This window comes from Dermatophilaceae bacterium Soc4.6 (genome assembly GCA_039889245.1).
In the GTDB taxonomy this organism is placed as follows: domain Bacteria; phylum Actinomycetota; class Actinomycetes; order Actinomycetales; family Dermatophilaceae; genus Lapillicoccus.
In genome coordinates, this window is sequence record JAZGVH010000002.1 from 3,168,818 (window position 1) to 3,193,107 (window position 24,290).

22 protein-coding genes and 1 pseudogene are annotated in these 24,290 nt (G+C 71.7%); 15 read left to right on the top strand and 8 right to left on the bottom strand.

Annotated features, from left to right (window positions below; all coding sequences use genetic code 11):
• The 7 genes from V3N99_14760 to menD form a co-directional block, all read right to left on the bottom strand.
• Window positions 1-1,227 carry an acyl-CoA dehydrogenase family protein gene (locus tag V3N99_14760; protein MEO3938001.1) on the bottom strand — a complete coding sequence of 409 codons (1,227 nt, stop codon included), beginning with the start codon at window positions 1,225-1,227 and terminating at the stop codon, window positions 1-3.
• A complete protein-coding gene (locus tag V3N99_14765) occupies window positions 1,227-2,312 on the bottom strand; it encodes a phosphotransferase family protein (protein MEO3938002.1) in 1,086 nt (361 codons plus the stop codon). Before V3N99_14765 ends, V3N99_14760 begins: the two co-directional genes overlap by 1 nt.
• A complete protein-coding gene (locus V3N99_14770; GenBank protein ID MEO3938003.1) occupies window positions 2,309-3,313 on the bottom strand; it encodes an NADPH:quinone oxidoreductase family protein in 1,005 nt (334 codons plus the stop codon). Before V3N99_14770 ends, V3N99_14765 begins: the two co-directional genes overlap by 4 nt.
• Window positions 3,310-4,140, bottom strand: coding sequence for an SDR family oxidoreductase (locus tag V3N99_14775; GenBank protein ID MEO3938004.1), 831 nt, complete (start codon window positions 4,138-4,140; stop codon window positions 3,310-3,312). The genes V3N99_14770 and V3N99_14775 overlap by 4 nt, the downstream gene beginning before the upstream one ends.
• Window positions 4,140-4,892: an SDR family oxidoreductase gene (locus V3N99_14780; protein ID MEO3938005.1), complete on the bottom strand. Its 753-nt coding sequence runs from the start codon at window positions 4,890-4,892 to the stop codon at window positions 4,140-4,142. Before V3N99_14780 ends, V3N99_14775 begins: the two co-directional genes overlap by 1 nt.
• A 161-nt stretch (window positions 4,893-5,053) precedes the next feature.
• On the bottom strand, window positions 5,054-6,811 hold the full coding sequence (gene murJ, locus V3N99_14785) for a murein biosynthesis integral membrane protein MurJ (protein ID MEO3938006.1): 1,758 nt from the start codon (window positions 6,809-6,811) through the stop codon (window positions 5,054-5,056).
• 3 nt (window positions 6,812-6,814) lie between these two features.
• On the bottom strand, window positions 6,815-8,473 hold the full coding sequence (gene menD / locus V3N99_14790; GenBank protein MEO3938007.1) for a 2-succinyl-5-enolpyruvyl-6-hydroxy-3-cyclohexene-1-carboxylic-acid synthase: 1,659 nt from the start codon (window positions 8,471-8,473) through the stop codon (window positions 6,815-6,817).
• A 61-nt stretch (window positions 8,474-8,534) separates the two neighbouring features.
• On the opposite strand from menD, the gene V3N99_14795 reads away from it, so the two are divergent.
• A complete protein-coding gene (locus V3N99_14795) occupies window positions 8,535-9,203 on the top strand; it encodes a hypothetical protein (protein ID MEO3938008.1) in 669 nt (222 codons plus the stop codon).
• Window positions 9,204-9,234: 31 nt separating this feature from the next.
• Window positions 9,235-9,396: pseudogene (locus V3N99_14800) on the top strand (LLM class F420-dependent oxidoreductase).
• 159 nt (window positions 9,397-9,555) lie between these two features.
• On the opposite strand, the gene V3N99_14805 reads toward V3N99_14800, so the two are convergent.
• Entirely contained in the window at window positions 9,556-10,845 is a 1,290-nt protein-coding gene (locus tag V3N99_14805; protein ID MEO3938009.1) for an isochorismate synthase, read from the bottom strand.
• Window positions 10,846-10,994: 149 nt separating this feature from the next.
• On the opposite strand from V3N99_14805, the gene V3N99_14810 reads away from it, so the two are divergent.
• The 13 genes from V3N99_14810 to nuoK all read left to right on the top strand — a co-directional run bounded on the left by V3N99_14810 (window position 10,995) and on the right by nuoK (window position 24,287).
• On the top strand, window positions 10,995-11,693 hold the full coding sequence (locus V3N99_14810) for a demethylmenaquinone methyltransferase (GenBank protein ID MEO3938010.1): 699 nt from the start codon (window positions 10,995-10,997) through the stop codon (window positions 11,691-11,693).
• Window positions 11,694-11,813: 120 nt separating this feature from the next.
• A complete protein-coding gene (locus V3N99_14815) occupies window positions 11,814-13,130 on the top strand; it encodes a geranylgeranyl reductase family protein (protein ID MEO3938011.1) in 1,317 nt (438 codons plus the stop codon).
• A gap of 130 nt (window positions 13,131-13,260) precedes the next feature.
• Window positions 13,261-13,623 (top strand): NADH-quinone oxidoreductase subunit A, encoded by a 363-nt coding sequence (locus V3N99_14820; GenBank protein ID MEO3938012.1) that lies wholly within the window; start codon window positions 13,261-13,263, stop codon window positions 13,621-13,623.
• A 9-nt stretch (window positions 13,624-13,632) separates the two neighbouring features.
• On the top strand, window positions 13,633-14,187 hold the full coding sequence (locus tag V3N99_14825) for an NADH-quinone oxidoreductase subunit B family protein (protein ID MEO3938013.1): 555 nt from the start codon (window positions 13,633-13,635) through the stop codon (window positions 14,185-14,187).
• Window positions 14,187-14,942 carry an NADH-quinone oxidoreductase subunit C gene (locus V3N99_14830; protein ID MEO3938014.1) on the top strand — a complete coding sequence of 252 codons (756 nt, stop codon included), beginning with the start codon at window positions 14,187-14,189 and terminating at the stop codon, window positions 14,940-14,942. The genes V3N99_14825 and V3N99_14830 overlap by 1 nt, the downstream gene beginning before the upstream one ends.
• A complete protein-coding gene (locus V3N99_14835) occupies window positions 14,942-16,294 on the top strand; it encodes an NADH-quinone oxidoreductase subunit D (protein MEO3938015.1) in 1,353 nt (450 codons plus the stop codon). Before V3N99_14830 ends, V3N99_14835 begins: the two co-directional genes overlap by 1 nt.
• The gene (gene nuoE / locus V3N99_14840) at window positions 16,294-17,115 is read left to right on the top strand and encodes an NADH-quinone oxidoreductase subunit NuoE (protein ID MEO3938016.1); all 822 of its coding nucleotides are present in this window, start codon (window positions 16,294-16,296) and stop codon (window positions 17,113-17,115) included. The genes V3N99_14835 and nuoE overlap by 1 nt, the downstream gene beginning before the upstream one ends.
• Window positions 17,112-18,440 (top strand): NADH-quinone oxidoreductase subunit NuoF, encoded by a 1,329-nt coding sequence (gene nuoF, locus V3N99_14845; GenBank protein ID MEO3938017.1) that lies wholly within the window; start codon window positions 17,112-17,114, stop codon window positions 18,438-18,440. Before nuoE ends, nuoF begins: the two co-directional genes overlap by 4 nt.
• A complete protein-coding gene (locus V3N99_14850) occupies window positions 18,437-20,980 on the top strand; it encodes an NADH-quinone oxidoreductase subunit G (protein ID MEO3938018.1) in 2,544 nt (847 codons plus the stop codon). Before nuoF ends, V3N99_14850 begins: the two co-directional genes overlap by 4 nt.
• Window positions 20,980-22,410, top strand: a complete 1,431-nt coding sequence (nuoH, locus tag V3N99_14855; GenBank protein MEO3938019.1) for an NADH-quinone oxidoreductase subunit NuoH — start codon at window positions 20,980-20,982, stop codon at window positions 22,408-22,410. The genes V3N99_14850 and nuoH overlap by 1 nt, the downstream gene beginning before the upstream one ends.
• 142 nt (window positions 22,411-22,552) lie before the next feature.
• Window positions 22,553-23,215, top strand: a complete 663-nt coding sequence (nuoI, locus tag V3N99_14860) for an NADH-quinone oxidoreductase subunit NuoI (GenBank protein MEO3938020.1) — start codon at window positions 22,553-22,555, stop codon at window positions 23,213-23,215.
• Window positions 23,212-23,991 carry an NADH-quinone oxidoreductase subunit J gene (locus tag V3N99_14865; GenBank protein MEO3938021.1) on the top strand — a complete coding sequence of 260 codons (780 nt, stop codon included), beginning with the start codon at window positions 23,212-23,214 and terminating at the stop codon, window positions 23,989-23,991. The genes nuoI and V3N99_14865 overlap by 4 nt, the downstream gene beginning before the upstream one ends.
• Window positions 23,988-24,287, top strand: a complete 300-nt coding sequence (gene nuoK, locus V3N99_14870; protein ID MEO3938022.1) for an NADH-quinone oxidoreductase subunit NuoK — start codon at window positions 23,988-23,990, stop codon at window positions 24,285-24,287. The genes V3N99_14865 and nuoK overlap by 4 nt, the downstream gene beginning before the upstream one ends.
• Window positions 24,288-24,290: the final 3 nt, after the last annotated feature.

The following is a 24,290-nucleotide window of genomic DNA, read 5'->3' on the forward strand; positions in this document are numbered from 1 at the left end:
TCAGCCGTGGCGGGCGGCCTGCTTCTTCAGCTCGGCGCGGGCCAGCGCGTTCTTGTGCACCTCGTCGGGGCCGTCGGCGAAGCGCAGGGTGCGGATGCCGGCGATGGCGCCCGCGAGGGGGAAGTCCTGGCTGAGGCCCCCGGCGCCGTGGGCCTGGATCGCCTTGTCGAGGATCCACTCCACGGTCGCGGGGGTGGCGATCTTGATCGACTGGATCTCGGTGTGTGCTCCACGGTTGCCGACGGTGTCCATCAGCCACGCGGTCTTGAGCACGAGCAGCCGCAGCTGCTCGAGGCGCACGCGGGACTCGGCGATCCAGTCGCGGATGACGCCCTGCTCGGACAGCGGCTTGCCGAAGGCGACCCGCGACGAGACACGGTCGCACATCAGCTCGATCGCCTTCTCGGCCACGCCGATCGAGCGCATGCAGTGGTGGATGCGGCCGGGGCCGAGGCGGGCCTGGGCGATGGCGAAGCCCTCTCCCTCACCGGCGATGAGGTTGGTGGCGGGGACCCGCACCGAGTGGAAGGCCATCTCGGCGTGGCCGCCGTGCTCGTGGTCGTCGTAGCCCAGGACGTGCATCCCGCGCACGATCTCGACGCCCTCGGCGTCGCGGGGCACGAGGATCATGCTCTGCTGACGGTGCCGGTCGGCCGACGGGTCGGTCTTGCCCATGACGATGAAGATCTTGGCGTCGGGGTTCATCGCCCCGGTGATCCACCACTTGCGGCCCGTGACGACGTAGGAGTCGCCGTCACGCACGATCGAGGTCTGGATGTTGGTGGCGTCGGAGCTGGCGACGTCGGGCTCGGTCATCGCGAAGGACGAGCGGATCTCGCCGCGCAGCAGCGGCGCCAGCCACTGCTCCTTCTGCTGGTCGGTGCCGAAGGTCTCGAGCACCTCCATGTTGCCGGTGTCGGGGGCCGCGCAGTTGAGCACGGCCGGGGCGAGGTCGATGGCGCGGCCGGTGACCTCGGCGAGCGCGGCGTACTGCAGGTTGGTGAGGCCGGCACCCTTCGGGCCAGGCAGGAAGGCGTTCCACAGCCCGAGGGCGCGCGCCTTCTCGCGCAGGGGCTCGAGCACCGGCGCCTGGGACCACGCCCAGTGGTCGGGCAGGGCGGCGACCTGCTCGCGGAAGGTCGGCAGGGCTGGCTCGATGTCGGAGGTCATGAGCCCCTGGAGCGCGTCCGTGAGCTCCTGGGTGCGGGCGTCGGTGCCGAAGTCCATCAGTGTTGTCCTGTCGTGTGGGTCGGGTCGGTGGTGGTCTCGAGACGGTCCATGGCCTCGTGGCCGAGCGCGATGAGCGGCTCGACCATCTCGCCAACGGACGCAAAGCCCTCGCCGACGGTCTGGCCCTGGGCGAAGCGGTAGTGGATGCCCTCGAGGATGACCGCCAGCTTGAAGCAGGCGAGCGCCTCGTAGAAGCCGAGGTGGTGCAGGTCGCGGCCGCTGCGGGCGGCATACCGGCTGATGATCTCGTCCTCGGTGAGGAAGCCGGGCGCGAGCGAGACGGTGGACACGCCCGTGGCGCCCTGCTGGGCGACCCGCTGGTAGGTCAGCAGCAGGGCGATGTCGGTGAGGGGGTCGCCGAGGGTGGCCATCTCCCAGTCGACCACGGCCGCGAGCTCGTCGTGCGGGCCGTCGGTGCTGGTGAGGATGTTGTCGAGTCGGTAGTCGCCGTGCACGATCGCGGCGGGGGACTCGGCCGGCACGCCGGCCGACAGGCGGGTGCGCAGGTCGTCGGAGCCGGCGAGGTCGCGGCTGTGCGAGGAGTCGAGCTGCTGACCCCAGCGCCGCACCTGCCGGGCGAGGAAGCCCTCGGGGCGGCCGAAGTCCGAGAGGCCCACCGTGGCCGGGTCGACGCCGTGCAGGTCCGCGAGGGTGTCGACCATGAGCTCGCTGATGGCCCGGGTGCGCTCGGGGCCGAGCGGCTCGAGCTGCTCACGGGTGCGGTAGGGCACGCCGGCGACGTGCTCCATGACGTAGAACGAGGCGCCGATGACGGTGTCGTCGCTGCACGCGGCCAGCATCAGGGGCACGGGCACGGCGGTGTCGGCGAGCGCGTCCATGACGCGGAACTCCCGCGCCATGTCGTGGGCGGTGGCGAGGACGTGGCCAAGGGGAGGCCGCCTCACGATGACGCGGGTGGTGCCGTCGGTGACGCGATAGGTCAGGTTGCTCTTGCCGCCGGCGACGACCTCGGCGGTCAGCGGGCCCTCGAGCAGGCCGGGCGCGGCGGTGCCGAGCCAGTCGTGCAGTGCGGCGAGGTCGAGACCCGGGGGGTTGGGGCCGTGCTGCGGCTGCTCGGTCATGAGGAGGCTCCTGCGTCGTAGACGACCCGGCCGATGGTCGAGCCGTCAGCGAGCCGCTGCACCCCGTCGGCGACGGCACCGAGGGTGACCCGCTCGCTCACGAGGGGGTCGATCAGACCCTCGTCGACCATGCGGGTGAGGTCGGCGTGGCACTCACCGATCAGCTGCGGCATGACCTTGGCGTAGAGGCCCCAGTGCAGGCCGAGGATGGTGTAGTTCTTCACCAGCGCGTGGCCGAGCGGCGGCGTCTGGATGGTGCCGCCGGCGAAGCCGATGACCACGATGCGGCCCTCGAAGGCGATGCACTTCGTCGACCGGTCGTAGGTCGAGCCGCCGACCGGGTCGTAGACCACGTCGGCGCCCCGGCCCCCGGTCTCGCGCTTGACGACCTCGACGAAGTCCTCGGTGTGCCGGTCGATCACGACGTCGGCGCCGAGGTCGCGGGCGACCTGGGCCTTGGCCGGTCCACCGACGACACCGATGACCCGGGCGCCGGCCGCCTTGCCGAGCTGGACGGCGGCGCTGCCGACGCCGCCGGCGGCGGCGTGGACGAGCAGGGTCTCACCGGCTTGGAGGTGGGCGCGGCGGTGCAGGCCGAACCAGCCGGTCTGGTAGCCGATGAAGAACCCGCCGGCCTGCGCATCGGTGAGCCTCGTCGGCGCCGGGAGGACGGCGCGCGCCTCGACGACCGACTGCTCGGCGAAGGCGCCGTGGGGGATGACCGAGCTGCCGATGATGCGGTCACCGACGGCCAGGCCGGGCCGCGTCTCGACGCCGGGGCCGAGCTCGAGCACCTCGCCGCACAGCTCGACGCCGGGGGTGAAGGGCAGGTTCGGCTTGACCTGGTAGAGCCCGCGGCACATGAGGGCGTCGGGGAAGTTGGCGGCGGAGGCCAGCACCCGGACGCGCACCTGGCCCTCGCTGAGCGTCGGCTCGGGGAGGTCGACCAGGCTCATGACGTCACGGGGTTCGCCGAGGGCGGTGACCTGCCAGGCCTTCATGCTGTTGCCTCCGTGGGGGACTCGGGTGTGGTGCCGGCGCTGGTCGTGCCGAGGACCGTGTCGAGCTTGGCCTGGAGGCGGCCCATGCCGCCGAGCCAGCGGTCGGGGTCTGCGGCGCGGGCGCGGTAGTAGTCGGCGACCTGCGGGTGGGGGAGCACCAGGAACGGGTCGCCCTGCAGGGCCTGCCAGACGGTCTCGGCGACCTCGGTGGGCTCGAGGGCGCGGTCGTGCGAGAGCAGGTCCTTCAGCGGGCCCGAGTCGTCGAGCATCCTGGTGTTGACGCCCTGCGGGCAGATCGCCTGCACGACGATACCCCTGTGGGAGTAGGTCGCTCGCAGCCACTCGGCGAAGGCGACGGCGCCGTGCTTCGTGACGCTGTAGGGCGCGCTGCCGAGCATCGTCAGCAGCCCGGCGGCCGAGGCGGTGACGACGAGTCGGCCCTGGCCGCGCTCGAGCCACCCGGGCACGAGTGCGCGGGCGGCCCGCACGTGGGCCATGACGTTGACCTCCAGGGCCGTGGCCCACTGGGCCTCGCTCGACTCCAGGCCCTTGCCGCCCTCGACGCCGGCGTTGGCGAAGAAGACGTCGATGTCACCGACGGCCGCGTGGGCTGCCTCGACGAGGGCCGCGACCCCGGCCTCGGTGGCGCAGTCGCCGGCGAAGGCCGTGACCTGCTCGCCGAGGGCGTCGGCGACCTCGGCGACCGAGGGGTCGACGTCGGCGACGACGACTCGGAAGCCCTCTGCGACAAGGCGTTCCGCGATGGCACGGCCGATGCCCCCGGCCGCGCCGGTGACGACGGCGGTGGAGCCGGCGGCATACGGCATCAGACGCCGCCGGTCATCGTGATGCCACCGTCGAGCACCATGGTCTGGCCGGTGATCCACGCCGCGTCGTCCGAGAGCAGGAAGGCGACGGCGGCGCCGATGTCGTCGGGCTCGCCCAGGCGCTTGAGCGGGTAGGCGGCGGCGACCTCCTCCTCGCGGCCCTCGTAGAGGGCGACAGCGAACTTCGTCTTGACCACGGCGGGGGCGACGGCGTTGACCCGGATGGTCGGGCCGAGCTCGACCGCGAGCTCCTGCGTCAGGTGGATGAGCATCGCCTTGCTGGCGCCGTAGAACGCGATGCCGGGCGCGGGCCGCAGGCCCGCGACGGACGCGACGTTGACGACGGCGCCGCCGTGCGCGGCGAAGGCGGCGGCATACGCCTTCTGCACCCACGACAGAGCGGCGATGTCGTTGACCTCGACGATCTTGCGGGCGGCCGCGAGGTCGAGCTGCATCAGGGGGCCGTAGGCAGGGTTGATGCCCGTGTTGTTGACCAGGAAGTGGAGCCCGCCGTAGGCGTCGATGGCCGTGGCGATCGCCTCGTCCTGGTGCGCGGCGTCGTCGCCGGGGCCGGCCACGGCGATCGCGTGCTCGGGGCCGCCGAGCTGCGCGACCGCCGCGTCGAGGGCCTCCTGCTTGCGGGCGGTGACGACCACCCGGGCGCCGTCGTCGACCAGGCGCTGCGCGATGGCCAGCCCGATCCCTCGGCTGGCTCCGGTGACGATGGCGGTCTTCCCGTCGAAACGACCCATGGACTCTCCTCGTTGAGCGTGCTGGCGTGCTGGCGCCGACTAAGCGCTCGCTTACCTTGACCCAGGTGGGCGGCTGGCGTCAACCGCCCGGGGCTCCCGGACCCCTGCGAACCCGCAACACGTGGGGATGGGGGAGGCGCACGGGAGCGCACGGGGGCTGCTCAGGCGGGGCGGCGGACCTTGCGCAGCAGCAGGGTGCCCATCCGCCCGGCGATGCGGACCACCGGGTCGACGAGCTCACCCACCTCGGTGATCTCGAGCAGGGCGGCCAGGGTGAGGTAGAAGAGCACGAAGACGCCGCCGCCGACGAGCAGGGGGATCAGCGCCTCGAGCCGGCCGTCGCCGAGGATGCGGTGGAACCCCAGCACGACCAGCCAGGCGACCAGGCCGGAGATCGCCGACGCGACCCCGACCCGCAGGTACGAGCGCACGATGGCCCGCCCACCGAGGCGGCCGATCCGCGCCCGGATGATCCACAGGCCGAAGATCGAGCTGAGCACGTTGCTGACGACGATGCCGCCGGCGATGACGGCCACGACGTACTCCGCCGGGCAGAAGAGCCACGCGCAGATGTTGATGACCGTGGCGCTGCCGGTGAGGACGCACTGCTCGGTGAGGGCCATGCGCCCGTCGTCGTGCGCGTAGAGGTAGCGCTGGTTGAGCACGTCGATGCCGAAGGGCACCACGCCCAGGGCCATGGTGGCCAGCACCAGCGCCGTCGGGCCGGGGTAGGAGTGGAAGAGCAGGCTGCAGATGGGCAGGGCGAAGACCAGCAGCACGACCGACATCGGCAGGGTCAGAGCGGTGGGGATGGTGAGCCCCCGGACGTAGTCGCGGCGCAGCGCCGGCAGGTCGTGGCGCTGGGCGGCCGCCGAGATGCGGGGATACATCGCGGTGATGAAGGACAGCGCGACGAAGGAGTGCGGCATCTGGAAGACCAGCAGGGCGCTGGAGTAGACGGTGAGACCGGCGACGAAGCTGCTGGGGCTCTGCTGGTCGGACGCGTTGGTCATGATGCGCGACGCGAGGATGAAGCCGACCTGTGAGACGGTCAGGGCGGCGAACGCCCAGCGCGCGATGACCGACGCCTGACCGAGCCCGACCCCGCGCAGCCCGAAGCGGGGCGTGAAGCGGAAACCGCTGCGGTAGAGCGGATAGAGCAACACGACACCCTGCACGGCGATGCTCGCCGTGGCCGTGCCACCGAGCCACCAGACCATCGACGGGGTCCAGTCGCCGACCGCCGCCTGTCGGGGGAAGAGCACGAGGAACGACACCAGCCCGGCGATCGCGACGACATTGGCGATGGCGGGCGACCAGCCGAAGGCGAGGAACCGCCCCCGGGCTCCGAGCACCTGTCCGAGCAGGGCGTAGATGCCGTAGAAGAAGATCTGCGGCAGCGTGATCAGGGCGAAGAAGACCGCGAGGTCGAGGGTCTGCCCGCTGAAGTCGGTGAGCAGGCGCATCAGCAGGCCAGCAGCGGCCGTGCACACGATGGTCACGAGCAGGATGGCGCCGCCGCCGACGGTGAGGATGCGGTCGGTGAACTCGCGCCCGCCGTCGGGGTGGTCGGCCGCCTTGACCAGCTGGGGGATGAGCACGGAGTTGAGCACGCCGCCCGCGATGATCATGTAGATGACGTTGGGCAGGGTGTTGGCGGCGGTGAACGCGTCTCCCGAGAGCGACAGGCCGACCACCGCGACGATGAGCGACTGCCGGATGACGCCCAGCACCCGCGAGACGATCGTGCCCGACGCCATCGCGAGGCTGCTGCGCGCGATGCTGGGCGCGGGCGCGGCGCGCTGTGCCGTGGCCTCGGACACGATCGGGGTGGCACCGGTCTCGGGCTGGGAGGGCACGGGGGCACGCGGCGTACCAGTCGTGCCCGTGGCTCCCTCACCCGTCGTCGCCTGCGTCATCGCTCAATCCTGCATCAGCGCGGCGACCGCAGCGGCCGTCGCCCGCCGGTCGGCGCGTCCCACCCGGGCCTCGACGACCCGCAGCCCGCGGCACTCGTCGGCCAGCGCACGGCGCAGCGACGTGACGTCGTCCACCCGCTCGTAGGCCGTGTGGCTGGCGGCGCAGAGCGCCTCCAGGTCGACACCGTGCGGCGTCGCGAAGACCCGCTCGAACGCGGGGGCGAAGGCGTCCGAGCCCTGCTCGAGGCCGGCGAAGATCGAGCCGCCGTCGTCGTTGACCACCACGAGCGTCAGGTCGGGGCGGGGCTCGTCGGGCCCGAGGAAGAGACCGGTGGCGTCGTGCAGGAAGGTCACGTCACCGAGCAGGGCCAGGCTGCGGCGCGGAACGCCGTCGTGGCGGGGGCGGGCCAGCGCGACGCCGATGGCCGTCGAGACCGTGCCGTCGATGCCGGCGAGGCCCCGGTTGCCGACGACGAGCCGGTGCTCGCCGGGTGGGTAGGGGGCCATGACGAGGTCGAGGTCGCGCACCGGGTTGGAGGAGCCGACGACGAGGGTCGTACCCGCCGTCGTCGCGGCGCAGACCTCGCGGGCGACCTGGAGCGCGTGCAGCGGCGGCAGGTCGTCGACCAGGGCGTCGACGCGGTCGCCGAGCTGCCGGTCGGCCGCCTGCCACGCGGCGAGCCAGTCGGCGTCGGCCTCGGAGGGGGTGGTGTCGTCGGGCACGGACGGCACGGCCTCGAGGTGGGCGGCGACCCGCCCCGGGTCGGTGACCACCCCACCCGGCCCGGGCGCGGCGAGCACCTCGAGACCGGCCCGGGCGATCAGCCGCGTGATCGGGCGCGACAGGGTCGGGTGGCCGACGACCACTACGCGCTGCACCTCCTCACCGAGGGGGCCCCCGAGGAGCAGGCGGTAGGTGCGGATCGCGTTGGTGCCGGCCCGCGACCCCGACGTGGGCTCGGCGAGCAGGGGCCAGCCCATGCGCTGGGCCAGGATGCGGGCAGCCGGGCCGGCGTCGTCACCGGCGACGACGACCGTGCGGGGGCCGGCCGTGATGGGGGGGCCGGCCGCGAAGCGGGGGCCGTCGGTGCGGCGCCGAGCCGAGGCGCCGGGGTGCGGCGGGACGTCGGGCCACCAGCTGGCCTCGTCGGGGTCGGGCAGCAGCGGCTCGCCGAGCTGGAGGTTGAGCTGGCTGGGGCCGCGGCGCAGACCCGCGCGCGTCACGGCGGCGACGAGCTCGTCATCGGTGGTCGCCTCGGTGAGGTCGTCGCACGGGGCGAAGACCCCGAAGATCCCCGCCTGCGTGGTGGTCTGGCTCGCACCGCTTCCCCGCAGGGCGTCGGGGCGGTCGGCGGACAGCACGATGACGGTGCGCCCGCTGTGGTGGGCCTCCATCACCGCCGGCAGCAGGTTGCCGACCGCGGTCCCTGACGTCATCACCACCGCCACCGGGTGGCGGGAGCCGACGTGCAGGCCCAACGAGAGGAAGCCGGCCGTGCGCTCGTCGAGGCGCACGTGCAGGCGCAGGTCGCCGGCGCGGTCGGCGGCATACAGGGCGAGGGCGAGGGGGGCCGAGCGCGAGCCGGGCGAGAGCACGACATCCGCGACCCCCACCGCGGTGAGGGCCTGCAGGAGCCGCGTCGCACGCTGGGCCGAGGTCACGACGGTCGAGTATGTCGCACTGACCTGCGTGCGCCGCTGGCTGCTCGTCTAGGGTGCGGGCATGGGGTTCTTCGACCGCCTCCGACCCGGCGCCGACGCCGGTCAGGCACCGCCGGGCGCCGGTGCGCCCGACCGGGCTCCGGACGAAGCAGCGAGCCCCGATCGCCCGGCTCGCGTCGAGCAGCTCGAGTGGCTCGAGGAGTCGGCCCGCGACCTCGTGTCGCCCGCGTTCCTGGGCCACGACGACGTGCACGAGGCGTTGCTCGAGCAGTACGTCGAGGACGACGAGCTCGACCTCACCGAGGGTGACGTGGGCTCGGTGCTCGAGCGGGTGTGGGCCGAGCGGCTGCAGCAGGAGGCCGGGTGGACCGACGAGGGCGACTACACCCGGGTGGCAGCGGCGTTCGCCGCCCTCGAGGCCGACGGCATCGTGGCCCGGATGGGCTTCACCTGCTGCCAGACCTGCGGGCACGCCGAGATCGGCGACGAGGCGGGGCCGTCGTCGCGCGGCTACGTGTTCTTCCACGAGCAGGACGCCGAGCGGCTGGGGCCGGGGGGCAGCGACCTCTTCCTGGCCTACGGGGGGTTCGAGGCGCCCCCCGAGGTCGTCGCGGGCGAGGTGGTCGCGGCGCTCACGGCCCAGGGGCTCACCGTCGAGTGGGACGGCACGACGGCGGCGCGGGTCATGGTCACGGGCGTCGACTGGCGCAAGCGGGTGCCGCGGACCTGACGCGCTCGGGTGAGCCACACAGGGTGGAGGCATGGAGCTGCGCATCTTCACCGAACCCCAGCAGGGCGCCTCGTACGACGAGCTGCTCTCCGTCGCCCGCACGACCGAGGACTGTGGGTTTGCCGCGTTCTTCCGCTCCGACCACTACCTCGCCATGGGCGGTGACGGGCTCCCCGGCCCCACCGACGCCTGGGCCGGTATGCCGCGGCTGGCGCCGAGCGCGTCTACCTCCAGGTGCTCGACCTGCACGACCTGGAGCACCTCGCGCTGGTGGCGAGCGAGGTCATGCCCCAGGTCTGAGCGCGCGGGGTCAGGGGTCGACTCAGCGTCGACCTCGCCCGGGCGGCTGCCCTCAGGTGGCGGTGAGGGCGTCGCGCATCGGCACGAGCTTGGCGTCGGACTCGGCCACCTCGGCGTCAGGATCGGAGCCGGCGACGATGCCGCACCCGGCGAAGAGCCTGATGCCGCGGGGGTCCTCGTCGTCGAAACGGCCACAGCGCAGCGCGATGCCCCACTCGCCGTCACCGGTGGCGTCCATCCAGCCGACCGGCCCGGCATACCGGCCGCGGTCGAGGTCCTCGAGCTCGGCGATGAGCGCCACCGCCGCCTCGGTGGGTGTGCCGCCGACCGCGGCCGACGGGTGCAGCGAGGCAGCCAGCCCCAGCGACGTGACCTCGTCTGAGCTGACCCCCGCCACGTCGGTCGCGAGGTGCATGACGTTGCTCAGGTGCAGCACGAAGGGCGACTCGGGCACGTTCATCGACGAGCAGTGCGGCGCGAGGGCGTCGGCGACCGAGCGCACGGCGTACTCGTGCTCCTCGAGGTCCTTGCTCGAGCGGGCGAGCGACCCTGCGAGCGCGACGTCGGAGGCGTCGTCGCCGGTGCGGCGGATGGTGCCGGCGAGCACCCGCGAGGTCACCAGGCCCTGGTCGCGCCGCACGAGCAGCTCGGGGGTCGCCCCCACCAACCCCGCCACACTGAAGGTCCATGTCGTGTCGTACCGCAGCGCCAGCTGCTGCAGCACCCAGCGCGCATCGATGGGGGTCGAGCTGCGCACGTCGAGGTCGCGGGCCAGGACGACCTTGTCGAGGTCGCCCCGGGTGATGCGGTGCACGGCCTCGGCGACACTGGCCGCCCAGCGCGTGGGGTCCTGCACGCCGTCGGAGAAGGCGATGTCGGTGGGAGCCACCGGGGCCTGCGTCGGGCCCACGACCGGCAGCGTCGTCAGTGCCGGCTCGACCCCGGCGGTCGTCACCCACCACCGACCACCACGGTGCCCGACGGTGACCGCGGGGACGACGAGCTGGGCCAGGTCGGTCGAGTCGTCGGCGAAGGGGAAGGACCCGAAGGCCACCGCCCCACTGCCGGGCAGGCGCACCTCGTCGCGCACGACGGCGTGGCCCGCCGTGGCGGTCCACCACTCCTGGGCTGCCGAGAAGCGCTCGGGTCCGCTGGTCTCGCACGTCGCCGCGCGCCCCCACCCCACCAGGCCCTCGCCGCGCCTGACCCACGAGAAGAGCTCACTGGCGGGGAGGGCGGGAAGCAGGTCGAGCAGCGGGCCGGGGTCGGCGACGAGGAAGGACCTCACGACCAACGGGCCGGCTGCGGCAGCAGTCGGCTCGGGTGCGAGGGCGGTGGACATCACCCACAAGCGTACGGCGACCCCCCTCTCCCGTCCGGTGCGTAGGACGCCGGACGAGGAGAGGTGCGCGACGTCACAGCCTGACGCCGTCAGGCTCCTGGCACCGCCCACGGCGGACGGCCGCACGCTGCATGCGGGAGAATGGGGGCATGAGCCGCGCCAGCCTGGACAAGCAGCCCGCCGAGGTCGCCACGATGTTCGACGGGGTCGCCGAGAAGTACGACCTGACCAACGACGTGCTGTCGCTCGGCCAGGACCGCGCCTGGCGCCGCGCCACCGTCGCTGCGGTCGAGGCCCGCCCCGGCCAGACGGTGCTCGACATCGCGGCCGGCACGGGCACGAGCTCGGAGCCCTTCGCCGACGCCGGTGTGCGGGTCGTGCCCGCCGACTTCTCGGTGGGGATGCTGCGCGTCGGCCACCGGCGCCGCCCCGACCTCGCCTTCACCGCCGCCGACGCGATGCGGCTGCCCTTCGCCGACGACTCCTTCGACGCCGTGACCATGTCGTTCGGCCTGCGCAACGTCTCCGACATGCAGGCCGCGCTCGCCGAGTTCCTCCGGGTGACGAAGCCGGGCGGGCGCCTGGTCGTGTGCGAGTTCAGTGCCCCGACCAACCCGGCCTTCCGCACCGTCTACACCAACTACCTCATGCGCGCGCTGCCGCCGATCGCCCGGCGCACCTCGAGCAACCCCGACTCCTACGTCTACCTCGCCGAGTCGATCCGGGCCTGGCCGGCGCAGCGCGAGCTCGCCGAGTCGATCGCCGCGACCGGCTGGGGCGAGGTCACCTGGCGCAACCTCACGGGCGGGATCGTCGCGCTGCACCGGGCCACCAAGCCGCTCGCCTGAGCGGCTCCATCCGCACTCCGGCAGGGGGCCGGCCCCGCAACTGACACCTCCCGCGCACGGGCTTAGACTCGTCCAGACGTTCGTGAAGATCTTCACAAGCAGCGAAGGCACCCCCCGACGATGACCACCAGCACCCGCTCAGGCACCCCCGGCCCGACCTCCACGCAGGGACCGAGCGCCGACGTGATCGTGGTCGGTGCCGGCCCCGGGGGCAGCGCCACCGCTGCCTACCTGGCCGACCACGGCCTCGACGTGGTGCTCCTCGAGAAGTCGACCTTCCCCCGCGACAAGATCTGCGGCGACGGACTGACCCCGCGGGCCACCAAGGAGCTGACCTCGCTCGGTGTCGACACCAGCGACTGGCAGCGCACGGCCGGCCTGCGGATCAAGGGCGGCGGGCACACCCTGCAGCTCGACTGGCCGCAGACCTCGACCTTCCCCGGCCACGGCTTGGTGCGCACCCGCGCGATGCTCGACGAGACCCTCGCGCGGCACGCGGAGCACAAGGGCGCCCTGCTCCAGGAGCGCACCAGCGTCACGGCGCCGGTCCGCGACCCCGGTGGCCGGGTCACCGGCGTCACGGCCAAGCGGCTCGACGAGCGCGGCCGCGACACCGGCGAGACGATCACCTACCGCGCCCCCGTCGTGGTGGCCAGCGACGGCGTCTCCTCCCGCCTCGCGACCTCCGTCGGCCGCCCCAAGCGCGACGACCGCGTGATGGGCGTCGCCGTCCGTGCCTACTACCGCACGCCGCGCCGCGACGACTTCATGGAGAGCCACCTGGAGCTCTGGACCCGCGACGACAGCGGCAAGCGCATCCTGATGCCCGGCTACGGCTGGCTCTTCCCCCTCGAGGACGGCCGCACCAACGTCGGCCTGGGCACCCTCGACACCACCTCGGCCTTCCGCAAGACCGACTTCAAGGACGTCATGCGGCGCTGGGTCGCCGACATCGACGCCGACTGGCACCTCGAGCACGACGAGTCGGCCGGTCCCATCCGGGGCGCCGCCCTGCCCATGGGCTTCAACCGCACCCCGCTGTATGCCGACGGCCTCGTCCTCGTCGGCGACGCCGGTGGCATGGTCAACCCCTTCAACGGCGAGGGCATCGACTACGCCCTCGAGGCAGCCCGCATCGGGGCCGAGGTCATCGCGCAGGCCCTGGCCCGCCCGAGCGACGCCCAGCGCGAGCGGGTGCTCGCGGGCTACCCGCGGGCGATGAAGGACGAGCTGGGCGGCTACTTCACGCTCGGCCGCTGGTTCGCCCACGCGATCGGGCAGCCCGAGATCATGCGCCTGGCCACGAAGTACGGCCTGCCGCGCACGACGATGATGCGCTTCCTGCTCAAGGTGATGGCCAACCTGCCCGAGCAGCGCGGCGGCCGGGTCGGCGACCGCCTCATCCACGCGATGTCGTCGATCGCCCCCGACGCGTGAACGCCCCCACCCCCGGGGCGCAGCGCCCGTTCCGCGAGCCCCCTAGGATGGGGTCGCTCGACCGGAACCAGTCCCCAGATCTATCCGCGGCGCCCCGAGCGCGACGACCCGGATGCCAGAGAGGCACGCGATGACCAACGAGTGGATCCCGCTCCTGTTCCTGCTGGCCCTCGGCTTCGGCTTCGCCCTCCTGTCGGTCGGCACCAGCCTCGTCGTCGGCCCGAAGCGCTACAACCGCGCCAAGCTCGAGGCCTACGAGTGCGGCATCCAGCCGACCCCGCAGGCCGTCGGCGGCGGTCGCGTGCCGATCAAGTACTACATCACGGCGATGTTGTTCATCGTCTTCGACGTGGAGAGCATCTTCCTCTATCCGTTCGCCGTGGCGTTCAACCAGCTGGGACTGTTCGCGCTCGTCGAGATGGTCCTGTTCATCCTCACCGTGTTCGTCGCCTACGCCTACGTCTGGCGTCGGGGCGGGCTGGACTGGGACTAGGAGAAACACATGGGAATCGAAGAGAAGCTGCCGGCAGGTTTCCTGCTCACCTCGATCGAGAACCTCGCCGGCTACATGCGCAAGACGTCCATGTGGCCCGCGACCTTCGGTCTGGCCTGCTGTGCCATCGAGATGATGGCGGTCGGCACCCCCGACTACGACATCGCCCGCTTCGGTATGGAGCGCTTCGCCGCGACTCCGCGCCAGGCCGACCTGATGATCGTGGCCGGACGGGTGAGCCAGAAGATGGCGCCGGTCGTGCGCCAGGTCTACGACCAGATGAGCGAGCCCAAGTGGGTCATCTCGATGGGTGTCTGCGCGAGCTCGGGCGGCATGTTCAACAACTACGCCATCGTCCAGGGCGTCGACCACATCATCCCGGTCGACATCTACCTTCCGGGCTGCCCGCCGCGCCCGCAGATGCTGCTCAACGCGATCCTCACGCTGCACGACGAGATCCTCAAGATGCCGCTCGGGGTCGACCGGGTCACGGCGGCCCAGGCGGCCGAGGCCGCCGCCATGGCCGCCACCCCGACCCATGCCATGAAGGGGCTGCTCGCCTGATGGCCGACGACACCAGCCCCGGCATCCCCGGCACGGAGGCGGCGCAGGAGCACGGCGACGTCGTCGTGCGTCGACGGGACGTCGACACGACCCCGGTCGTGATCGCCGAGCGCGACGGCATGTTCGGCGCGACCCAGGGCGCCGACACGACCGGCTACGGCGGTCTCAAGACCCCCGTGCTCCTCCCCGGGGCCACGGCCCGGCCCTACGGCGGCTGGTTCGACGAGGCGGCCGACGCCCTCGAGCGGGCCCTCGTCGGCGGCAGCGCCTCGATGGCCGAGGCCATCGAGCGGGTGGTCGTCGACCGCGGTGAGATGACGCTCTTCGTGCGCCGCGAGCACCTCCTCGAGGTCGCCCGCACGCTGCGCAACGACCCGGCCCTCCGGTTCGAGATCTGCACCGGTGTCTCTGGGGTCAACTATCCCGACGAGACCGGCCGCGAGCTGCACGCGGTCTACCACCTCCTGTCGATCACCAACGGCAGCAAGCGGATCCGCGTCGAGGTCACCTGCCCCGACGCCGATCCGCACATCCCGTCGGTGGTCGAGGTCTATCCCGCCAACGACTGGCACGAACGTGAGACGTGGGACATGTTCGGCATCCAGTTCGACGGCCACCCTGCGCTGACCCGCATCCTGATGCCCGACGACTGGCCGGGACACCCGCAGCGCAAGGACTACCCCCTCGGCGGGATCCCCGTCGAGTACAAGGGCGCCACCATCCCACCGCCCGACCAGCGGAGGTCGTACTCCTGATGACCACGACAACTGACCCCTACGCCACCTCCGGCGCCGACGAGCAGGCCGCCGAGGGCGCCCACGTCTTCAACGCCACGGGCGGTGACTGGGACGACCTCGTCGACGAGGCCACCTCGCTGCACGAGGAGCGGATCGTCGTCAACATGGGCCCGCAGCACCCGTCGACCCACGGCGTGCTGCGCCTGATCCTCGAGCTCGACGGCGAGACGGTGACCGAGACCCGCGCGGGGATCGGCTACCTGCACACCGGCATCGAGAAGAACATGGAGTTCCGCACCTGGACGCAGGGGGTGACGTTCTGCACCCGCATGGACTACCTCACCCCGATGTTCCAGGAGACGGCCTACTGCCTCGCCATCGAGAAGCTGCTCGGCATCACCGAGCAGATCCCCGAGCGCGCCTCGATCATCCGGGTGCTCATGATGGAGCTCACCCGGATCAGCTCGCACTTCGTGGCCGTGGGCACCGGGGGCATGGAGATGGGGGCCACGACGGTCATGACCGTCGGGTTCCGCGAGCGCGAGCGCGTCCTCAAGATCATCGAGATGGTCACGGGTCTGCGCATGAACAACGCCTACATCCGCCCCGGCGGCGTCTCGCAGGACCTGCCCAAGGGCGTCTACAGCGAGATCACCGACATGGTCAGCGAGCTGCGGGTCGGTCTGCACGAGTTCGAGCTGCTCCTGACCGAGAACCCGGTCCTCAAGGGCCGGACGGTCGACGTCGGCTACCTCGACCTCACCGGCTGCATGGCGCTCGGCATGACGGGACCGGTGCTCCGCTCGACCGGACTGCCGCACGACCTGCGCAAGTCGGCGCCCTACTGCGGCTACGAGACCTACGACTTCGACGTCATCACTCGCGACACCTGCGACGCCTACGGGCGCCTGCGGATCCGTCTCGACGAGATCAAGGAGTCGATGCGCATCGTCGAGCAGACGGTCACCCGGCTCGAGGCCACCGAGGGGCAGCCGGTCATGGTCGCCGACCGCAAGATCGCCTGGCCCGCCCAGCTCTCCGTGGGCACCGACGGTCAGGGCAACTCCCTCAACCACATCCGAGAGATCATGGGCGAGTCGATGGAGTCGCTCATCCACCACTTCAAGCTGGTGACCGAGGGCTTCAGGGTGCCGGCCGGTCAGGTCTACGTCGCGGTCGAGAGCGCCAAGGGCGAGCTCGGCTGCCACCTGGTCTCCGACGGCGGCACCCGGCCCTACCGGGCGCACTTCCGTGACCCCTCGTTCAACAACCTGCAGGCCTCGGCCGCGATGTGCGAGGGTGGCCAGATCGCTGACGTCATCGTGGCCGTCGCGTCCATCGACCCCGTCATGGGAGGAGTGGACCGCTGATGTCCACCAGTCACGACCTGTCCGCTCCGCAGACCGCTGCCGGCCACCTGACCGTCAGCGAGGAGAGCCGGGCCCCCTACCCCGCGCAGGTCGAGGCGCAGCTGCGCGCCGACGCCGCACTGGTGATCGCGCGCTACCCCGTGGCCCGCTCGGCGCTGCTGCCGCTGCTGCACCTCGTGCAGAGCATCGACGGCTACGTCTCCGGCCGCGGGATCGCGCTCTGCGCCGAGCTGCTCGACCTCGAGACCGCCGAGGTCAGCGGGGTCGCGACCTTCTACACCCAGTACAAACGCCACCCCAACGGCGAGTTCACCGTCGGCGTCTGCACCAACACGCTGTGCGCGATCATGGGTGGCGACCTCATCTGGGAGTCGGTCAGCGAGCACCTCGGCATCGGGCACGACGAGACGACCGCCGACGGCAAGATCACCCTCGAGCGCGTCGAGTGCAACGCCGCCTGTGACTACGCCCCCGTCGTCATGGCCAACTGGGAGTTCTTCGACAACCAGTCGCCGGCGTCGACCAGGCAGCTGGTCGACGACCTGCGGGCCGGCAAGACGGTGCGCCCGACGCGCGGCCCGAGCCGGGTCTGCTCCTTCAAGCAGGTCTCGCGCGTGCTCGCCGGCTTCCCCGACGGCCTCGCCGACGAGGGTGTCGGCGCCGGTCCGGCCTCGCTCGAGGGCCTCGGCGTGGCCAAGGCCAACGGCTGGCGCGCTCCCGGCGAGGACAGCGCGACCGGCGACACCCCCAGCAACGCCCCCGACGAGGCGCCCGGCGATTCGACTGCCCGTTCGGGCAAGGACAAGGAGGCGGGGCTGTGAGCACCGCACTGACCCCGATCCTCACGAAGTTCTGGGACCACCCCCAGTCGTGGACCCTCGCGACCTACGAGGACAATGAGGGCTACCAGGGCCTGAAGAAGGCCCTGGGCATGTCCCAGGCCGACCTGGTGACGATGACCAAGGAGTCGGGCCTGCGTGGCCGCGGAGGCGCCGGCTTCCCCACCGGCATGAAGTGGGGCTTCCTGCCCCCGCCCGACGGCGGCCCCCGCTACCTCGTGGTCAACGCCGACGAGTCCGAGCCGGGCACCTGCAAGGACACGCCGCTGATGATGGCGGCCCCGCACTTCCTCATCGAGGGCATGGCCATCACGTCGTACGCCATCGGCTGCACGCACGCCTTCATCTACCTGCGCGGCGAGATCGTGCACGTCTACCGCCGGCTCATGCGCGCCGTCGAGGAGGCGTATGCCGCAGGCCACCTCGGCACGAACATCCACGGCTCGGGCTTCGACCTCGACATCACCGTGCACGCCGGCGCCGGCGCCTACATCTGCGGTGAGGAGACGGCGCTGCTCGACTCGCTCGAGGGTCGTCGCGGTCAACCGCGTCTCAAGCCCCCGTTCCCGGCCGTGGCCGGCCTCTACGCGCGACCCACCGTCGTCAACAACGTCGAGAGCATCGCGTCGGTCCCGCCGATCCTGCTCCACGGCTCCGAGTGGTTCAAGGCGATGGGCACCGAGAAGTCCACCGGCTTCGGCATCTTCAGCCTCTCCGGCCACGTCACGAGGCCCGGGCAGTACGAGGCCCCGCTCGGCATCACCCTGCGTGAGCTGCTCGAGATGGCGGGCGGGATGCGCGGCGGCAAGGATCTGAAGTTCTGGACGCCGGGCGGCTCGTCCACCCCGCTGTTCACCGACGAGCACCTCGACGTGCCCCTCGACTTCGAGTCGGTGGGTGCGGCCGGCTCGATGCTCGGCACCCGGGCCCTGCAGATCTTCGACACCACGACCTGCGTCGTGCGCGCCGTCGAGCGCTGGACCGACTTCTACAAGCACGAGTCGTGCGGCAAGTGCACCCCGTGTCGCGAAGGCACGTGGTGGCTCGCGCAGATCCTCGAGCGCCTCGAGCACGGCCCGGCCGGCGCGGCCACCGAGGCCGACTTCGACAAGCTGCTCGACATCTGCGACAACATCCTGGGTCGGTCGTTCTGTGCCCTGGGTGACGGCGCGACGTCACCGATCACGAGCAGCATCCAGTACTTCCGCGACGAGTTCCGCGACCACCTGTCGGTCGACGGCTGCCCGTTCGACCGCGACGCGTCGTCGTACTTCGCCGACGCCACGAAGGAGTCAGCGTCCGCATGACCACCACCCCCACGACCCCGGCCGTCGGCCCGACGACCAACAGCCCGGCGTCGGGCGGCAACTCGGTGAGCACCGGCGGCAACGCCTCGGTGCCCGCTGCCGTCGACGGGGTCAGCCTGACCATCGACGGGATAGCGGTCTCGGTGCCCAAGGGCACCCTGGTCATCCGAGCGGCCGAAGAGGTCGGGGTGGCGATCCCCCGGTTCTGCGACCACCCGCTGCTCGAGCCGGTCGGCGCCTGCCGACAGTGCCTCGTCGACATCGCGACCCCCGGCCCGGACGGCTCCTTCCGCCCGATGCCGAAGCCGCAGGCCTCCTGCACGATCACCGTGACCGAGGGCATGCGGGTCAACACCCAGCACACCTCCGCGGTGGCCGACAAGGCCCAGCACGGTCAGATGGAGTTCCTGCTCATCAACCACCCGCTCGACTGCCCCGTCTGCGACAAGGGTGGCGAGTGTCCCCTGCAGAACCAGGCGATGAGCAACGGTCGCGCCGTGTCCCGCTTCGAGGACGTCAAGCGCACTTACCCCAAGCCGATCAACATCTCCAGCCAGGTGCTGCTCGACCGCGAGCGCTGCATCCTCTGCGCCCGGTGCACCCGCTTCTCCGACCAGATCGCCGGCGACCCGTTCATCGCGCTCGTCGAGCGCGGTGCCCTCCAGCAGGTGGGTATCTACCAGGAGCAGCCGTTCGAGTCGTACTTCTCCGGCAACACCGTGCAGATCTGCCCGGTGGGTGCGCTGACCGGGGCGGCCTACCGCTTCCGCTCGCGTCCCTTCGACCTGATCTCCACGCCCACGGTCTGCGACGGCTGCGCCTCCGGGTGCGCCATCCGCACCGACCACCGTCGCGGGGTCGTCCTGCGACGGATGGCGGCCAACGACCCGGCGGTCAACGAGGAGTGGAACTGCGACAAGGGCCGGTGGGCCTTCACCTGGCCGACCCTCGCCGACCGGCTCACCACCCCGCTGGTGCGCGACGAGTCAGGCGAGCTGCGCGCCGCCGGCTGGCCCGAGGCCCTCGAGGTCGCCGCTGCCGGCCTGCGCAAGGCCCGCGCCGCGGCCGTGCTCGTCGGCGGTCGCGCAACCGCCGAGGACGCCTACGCCTACGGCAAGTTCGCACGAATCGCGTTGCAGACCAACGACATCGACTTCCGTGCCCGGCCCCACTCGGCCGAGGAGGCCGACTTCCTGGCCGCGCGCGTCGTCTCGACGGGCCCCGGTGGGGGAGGCGTGACCTACGCCGACCTGGAGGCCGCCCGTGCTGTGCTCCTCGTCGGCTTCGAGCCCGAGGACGAGTCACCCATCGTGTTCCTGCGGCTGCGCAAGGCCGTCCGCAAGACCGGCGCGTCGGTCGCCTCCGTGGCCCCGTACGCCAGCCGTGGCCTGCGCAAGCTCTCCGGCCTGCTGCTCCCCACCGCCCCGGGGCAGGAGGCCGCGACCCTGCGCGCGCTCGGTGACACCGACGCCGGTCGCGCCCTGGAGACCAGCCTCGCCGACGGCGGCATCGTCCTCGTGGGCGAGCGGCTGGCCTCCGTGCCCGGTGCGCTGACCGCCGCCGCCGCCCTGGCCGACCGCACGGGAGCCCGGCTCGCCTGGGTCCCGCGCCGAGCGGGGGAGCGTGGGGCGCTCGAGTCCGGCGCGCTCGGCTCGCTGCTGCCGGGCGGACGCCCGGTTGCCGACCCGGTGGCCCGGGCCGAGGTCGCCGAGGTCTGGGACAGCGTCGGTCTGCCCGACGCTCCGGCGCGTGACACCGCCGCGATCGTCGAGGCCGCCTGCAGCGGCGCGATCGGAGCCCTCGTCGTCGCGGGCGTCGACCCGGTCGACCTCGCGCTGCCGGGCGTCGAGGAGGCGCTGGCCAAGACCTTCGTCGTCTCGCTCGAGGTGCGCGAGTCGGCCGTGACCCGCGTCGCCGACGTCGTCCTGCCTGTCGCCCCGCCGTCGGAGAAGGTCGGCACCTTCGTCGACTGGGAGGGTCGACTACGACCCTTCGAGGCAGCCCTCCACACCAACGCGATGAGCGACCACCGGGTGCTCGACATGCTCGCCGCCGAGCTCGGGATCTTCCTCGAGACCAAGACCCAGGCCCAGATCCACGCCCAGTACGAAGAGCTGGGCCCTTGGGCCGGCGCGCGACCCACCCTCACCGACGCGCACGTGCCGACGCCCCCGGTGGTGCCCGGACAGCTCGTCCTCGCCACCTGGGCCCCGCTGCTCGACAAGGGCCGGATGCAGGACGGCGAGCCCTACCTCGCCGGCACCGCGCCCGTCGCGGTCCTGCGGATCGGCCCGGCCGATGCTGGGCGTCTGGGTGTCGGCGACGGCGCCCCCGTCACCGTCACGACCGCGCGCGGCTCCGTCCGGGTGCCCGCGCTGGTGACCCCCGACCTGCTCGAGGGGGTCGTCTGGCTCCCGACCAACTCCGAGGGCTGCGACGTCCGCGGTAGCCTCGGTGCGCTCGCGGGTGACCCGGTCACGGTGTCACCCGTCGTCTCCACGGTCAGTCGCCCGCTCGCTGCTTCGGAAGGTGCCCGCTGATGTCCACGTTCGCCTCGCTGGTCGGCGAGGTCCAGGCTGTCGCTGCCGCCGTCCCTGCCATCGACAACCCCTCCGCCGACTTCAGCGACACCCCGTGGTGGCTGTCGCTGATCAAGGTCCTGATGGCCTTCGTCTACCTCCTGCTGAGCACGCTGCTCGTCATCTGGTTCGAGCGTCGCGTCATCGGGCGCATGCAGCAGCGTCCCGGGCCCAACCGGGCCGGCCCCTTCGGCCTTCTCCAGACCCTGGCCGACGGCGCCAAGCTGATGCTCAAGGAAGACGTCACCCCGGCTGCCGCGGACAAGTTCGTCTTCACCCTGGCCCCGCTGATCTCGGCGACCATGGCCTTCGTGTCGTTCGCGATCATCCCCTTCGGGGACGAGGTCACGATGTTCGGCCACAGGACCCCGCTCCAGATCACCGACATGCCGGTCGCCGTGCTGCTCGTGCTCGCGGTCGCCTCGGTCGGTGTCTACGGCATCGTCCTCGCCGGCTGGTCGTCCGGCTCGACCTACCCGCTGCTCGGTGGGCTGCGCTCGACCGCCCAGGTCATCTCGTACGAGATCGCGATGGGCCTGGCCCTCGTGGCCGTCTTCATCTACAGCGGCTCGATGTCGACCTCGCAGATCGTGGCCGGCCAGGAGCGCCTCTGGTACTTCATCCCCGCCTTCTTCTCCTTCGCCGTCTACGTCGTGACGATGTTCGGCGAGACCAACCGCCTGCCCTTCGACCTCGCCGAGGGCGAGGGTGAGCTCACCGGTGGCTTCCACACCGAGTACTCCTCGATGCGCTTCGCGATGTTCTTCCTCGGCGAGTACATCAACATGTTCGTCGTGGCCGCCCTCGCCACCACCGTCTTCCTCGGTGGCTGGATGGCCCCCCCGTTCGTCGCCATGATCAACGGTGGCATGTTCAACCACGGCTGGTGGGGCGTGCTCTGGTTCACGGCCAAGCTGTGGTTCTTCATCTGGGGCTTCGTCTGGGTGCGAGGGTCGCTGCCGCGAGTGCGCTACGACCAGTTCATGCGCTTCGGCTGGAAGTTCCTCATCCCCTCCACGCTCGTGTGGGTCGTGGCCGTGGCCTTCATCCGCGGCTCGCAGAACGGATGGTTCGGTGACGGTAAGGTCGGCCTGCTCGGCCGCCAGTTCCCCGTACCCACCCTGGTGCTCGTCGGGGTCATCGCGGTGGTGGCGCTGGCGGTGGCCTGGGTCTACGACAACAAGCGCGCCGACGAGGAGGAGCGGTCCGCCGCCGAGCGGTTCCCCGCCGAGATCGACCCCTTCGCCGGCGGCTACCCGGTGCCGCCGCTGCCCGGGCAGCGACTGCGGGAGCCGGACCGCATCCCCGAGCCCGTGGGCGCCCCCGCCAGTCTCACCACCATCCCGGGCGACATCCCCGCCTCAACCGTGAAGGAGGACGCTCGTGGCTGACGACGCCACCACTGCGCCCACCGGAAGCTCCCTGCCCCCCGTGCCGCGCCCGTCCAGTCCGGCGCGCCCGGCCAGCGGGTCGAGCGAGCGGCCTACGCCGAGCGAGCAGCCCAAGTGGTACGCCCCCGTAGGCGGCTTCGGGGTGACGTTCGCGACGCAGTTCCGCACGGTGCTGACCGAGGAGTACCCCGAGAAGCCACGGGCCACCGCGCCGCGGTTCCACGGTCGCCACCAGCTCAACCGCCACCCCGACGGTCTCGAGAAGTGCATCGGTTGCGAGCTCTGCGCGTGGGCCTGCCCGGCCGACGCGATCCTCGTCGAGGGCGCGAGCAACGACGACACCGCGATCAGCGAGGGGGGCACCGGTCGCTTCTCGCCCGGTGAGCGCTTCGGCCGCGTCTACCAGATCAACTACCTGCGCTGCATCTTCTGCGGGCTCTGCATCGAGGCCTGCCCGACCCGGGCCCTGACGATGACCAACGACTACGAGCTGGCCGACAACAACCGGGCCGACCTGATCTTCACCAAGGACATGCTGCTCGCCCCGATGCAGCAGGGCATGCTGCCCTCGCCGCACCCGATGGTCGAGGGCATGGAGGAGCGCGACTACTACCTCGGCAAGGTCAGCGGAGCCACCAGCGCCCAGCGCGAGTGGGCGACGGAGCACGAGGCCGAGGTCGACTCGATCCGCCCCGAGAAGTACGCCCAGCCGCCACTGCGGGGCGGGGCCCGACTGCGGGCCGGTGCCAAGATCGGCCAGCCGACGACCGCCCCGTCGACCGCCGAGCCGGAGGGCACCCGATGACCGGCACCGGCGAGGCGATCGCCTTCTGGATCCTCGGCATCCTCATGGTCGCCGCCTCGCTCGGGCTGGTGTTCGCCCGCAAGGCGGTGCACGCCGCCCTGTGCATGGCGTTCGTCATGGTCAACCTGGGCGTCCTCTACATCATGGAGCAGGCCCAGTTCCTCGGCATCGTGCAGATCTTCGTCTACACCGGCGCCGTGATGATGCTCTTCCTCTTCGTGCTGATGCTCGTCGGCGTCGACTCGGCCGACTCGGTGGTCGAGACCATCCGCGGTCAGCGCTTCTGGGGCTGGGTGCTCTCGCTCGGCCTCGCGGGCGTCATGCTCTCGGCGCTCGGCAGCCTCACGCTCCCGGCCACGGTGGGGCTCGAGGCGGTCAACGCGGGCGCTGACGGCAGCGGCAACGTGTCGGGGGTGGCGCAGCTGATCTTCGGCAAGTACGTCTGGGCCTTCGAGATCACCTCGGCCCTGCTGATCACCGCTGCCATCGGGGCGATGGTGCTCGCGCACCGTGAGCGCCTCACGGCCAAGATCACCCAGCGCGAGTGGGCCGAGCGCAGGGTCCGCGAGAACCAGTACGTCGCCGGTCTTCCGGCGCCCGGTGTCTACGCCCGGCACAACGCCGTCGACACCCCGGCCCTGCTCCCCGACGGCACCCCCAGTGAGCTGTCCGTCTCGCGGGTGCTCGTCTCCCGCAACCAGGTCGCCCGTCCCGAGCGCTACAAGTCGCTGGAGCAGGCCATCGAGGTCGAGATCGAGGAGGGCAGCACCCGATGAGCCTCGTCTACTACGTCTACCTCTCGGCGATCCTCTTCTCGATCGGTGGTGCCGTGGTGCTGCTGCGCCGCAACGCCATCATCGTGTTCATGGGGGTCGAGCTGATGCTCAACGCCACCAACCTGGCCTTCGTCACCTTCGCGCGCGTCCACGGCACCCTCGACGGCCAGGTCATCGCCCTGTTCGTCATGGTCGTCGCGGCCGCCGAGGTCGTGGTGGGCCTGGCCATCATCATGGCGATCTTCCGCGCCCGCCGGTCGGCCTCGGTCGACGATGCCAACCTCTTGAAGCTTTAGGAG

Bases quoted from the DNA above. Each gene is read 5' to 3' on its own strand.
- V3N99_14760 (MEO3938001.1), bottom strand. From the start codon at position 1,227: ATGGACTTCGGCACCGACGCCCGCACCCAGGAGCTCACGGACGCGCTC.
- V3N99_14765 (MEO3938002.1), bottom strand. From the start codon at position 2,312: ATGACCGAGCAGCCGCAGCACGGCCCCAACCCCCCGGGTCTCGACCTC.
- V3N99_14770 (MEO3938003.1), bottom strand. From the start codon at position 3,313: ATGAAGGCCTGGCAGGTCACCGCCCTCGGCGAACCCCGTGACGTCATG.
- V3N99_14775 (MEO3938004.1), bottom strand. From the start codon at position 4,140: ATGCCGTATGCCGCCGGCTCCACCGCCGTCGTCACCGGCGCGGCCGGG.
- V3N99_14780 (MEO3938005.1), bottom strand. From the start codon at position 4,892: ATGGGTCGTTTCGACGGGAAGACCGCCATCGTCACCGGAGCCAGCCGA.
- murJ (MEO3938006.1), bottom strand. From the start codon at position 6,811: ATGACGCAGGCGACGACGGGTGAGGGAGCCACGGGCACGACTGGTACG.
- V3N99_14795 (MEO3938008.1), top strand. From the start codon at position 8,535: ATGGGGTTCTTCGACCGCCTCCGACCCGGCGCCGACGCCGGTCAGGCA.
- V3N99_14805 (MEO3938009.1), bottom strand. From the start codon at position 10,845: ATGTCCACCGCCCTCGCACCCGAGCCGACTGCTGCCGCAGCCGGCCCG.
- V3N99_14810 (MEO3938010.1), top strand. From the start codon at position 10,995: ATGAGCCGCGCCAGCCTGGACAAGCAGCCCGCCGAGGTCGCCACGATG.
- V3N99_14815 (MEO3938011.1), top strand. From the start codon at position 11,814: ATGACCACCAGCACCCGCTCAGGCACCCCCGGCCCGACCTCCACGCAG.
- V3N99_14820 (MEO3938012.1), top strand. From the start codon at position 13,261: ATGACCAACGAGTGGATCCCGCTCCTGTTCCTGCTGGCCCTCGGCTTC.
- V3N99_14825 (MEO3938013.1), top strand. From the start codon at position 13,633: ATGGGAATCGAAGAGAAGCTGCCGGCAGGTTTCCTGCTCACCTCGATC.
- V3N99_14830 (MEO3938014.1), top strand. From the start codon at position 14,187: ATGGCCGACGACACCAGCCCCGGCATCCCCGGCACGGAGGCGGCGCAG.
- V3N99_14835 (MEO3938015.1), top strand. From the start codon at position 14,942: ATGACCACGACAACTGACCCCTACGCCACCTCCGGCGCCGACGAGCAG.
- nuoE (MEO3938016.1), top strand. From the start codon at position 16,294: ATGTCCACCAGTCACGACCTGTCCGCTCCGCAGACCGCTGCCGGCCAC.
- V3N99_14850 (MEO3938018.1), top strand. From the start codon at position 18,437: ATGACCACCACCCCCACGACCCCGGCCGTCGGCCCGACGACCAACAGC.
- nuoH (MEO3938019.1), top strand. From the start codon at position 20,980: ATGTCCACGTTCGCCTCGCTGGTCGGCGAGGTCCAGGCTGTCGCTGCC.
- V3N99_14865 (MEO3938021.1), top strand. From the start codon at position 23,212: ATGACCGGCACCGGCGAGGCGATCGCCTTCTGGATCCTCGGCATCCTC.
- nuoK (MEO3938022.1), top strand. From the start codon at position 23,988: ATGAGCCTCGTCTACTACGTCTACCTCTCGGCGATCCTCTTCTCGATC.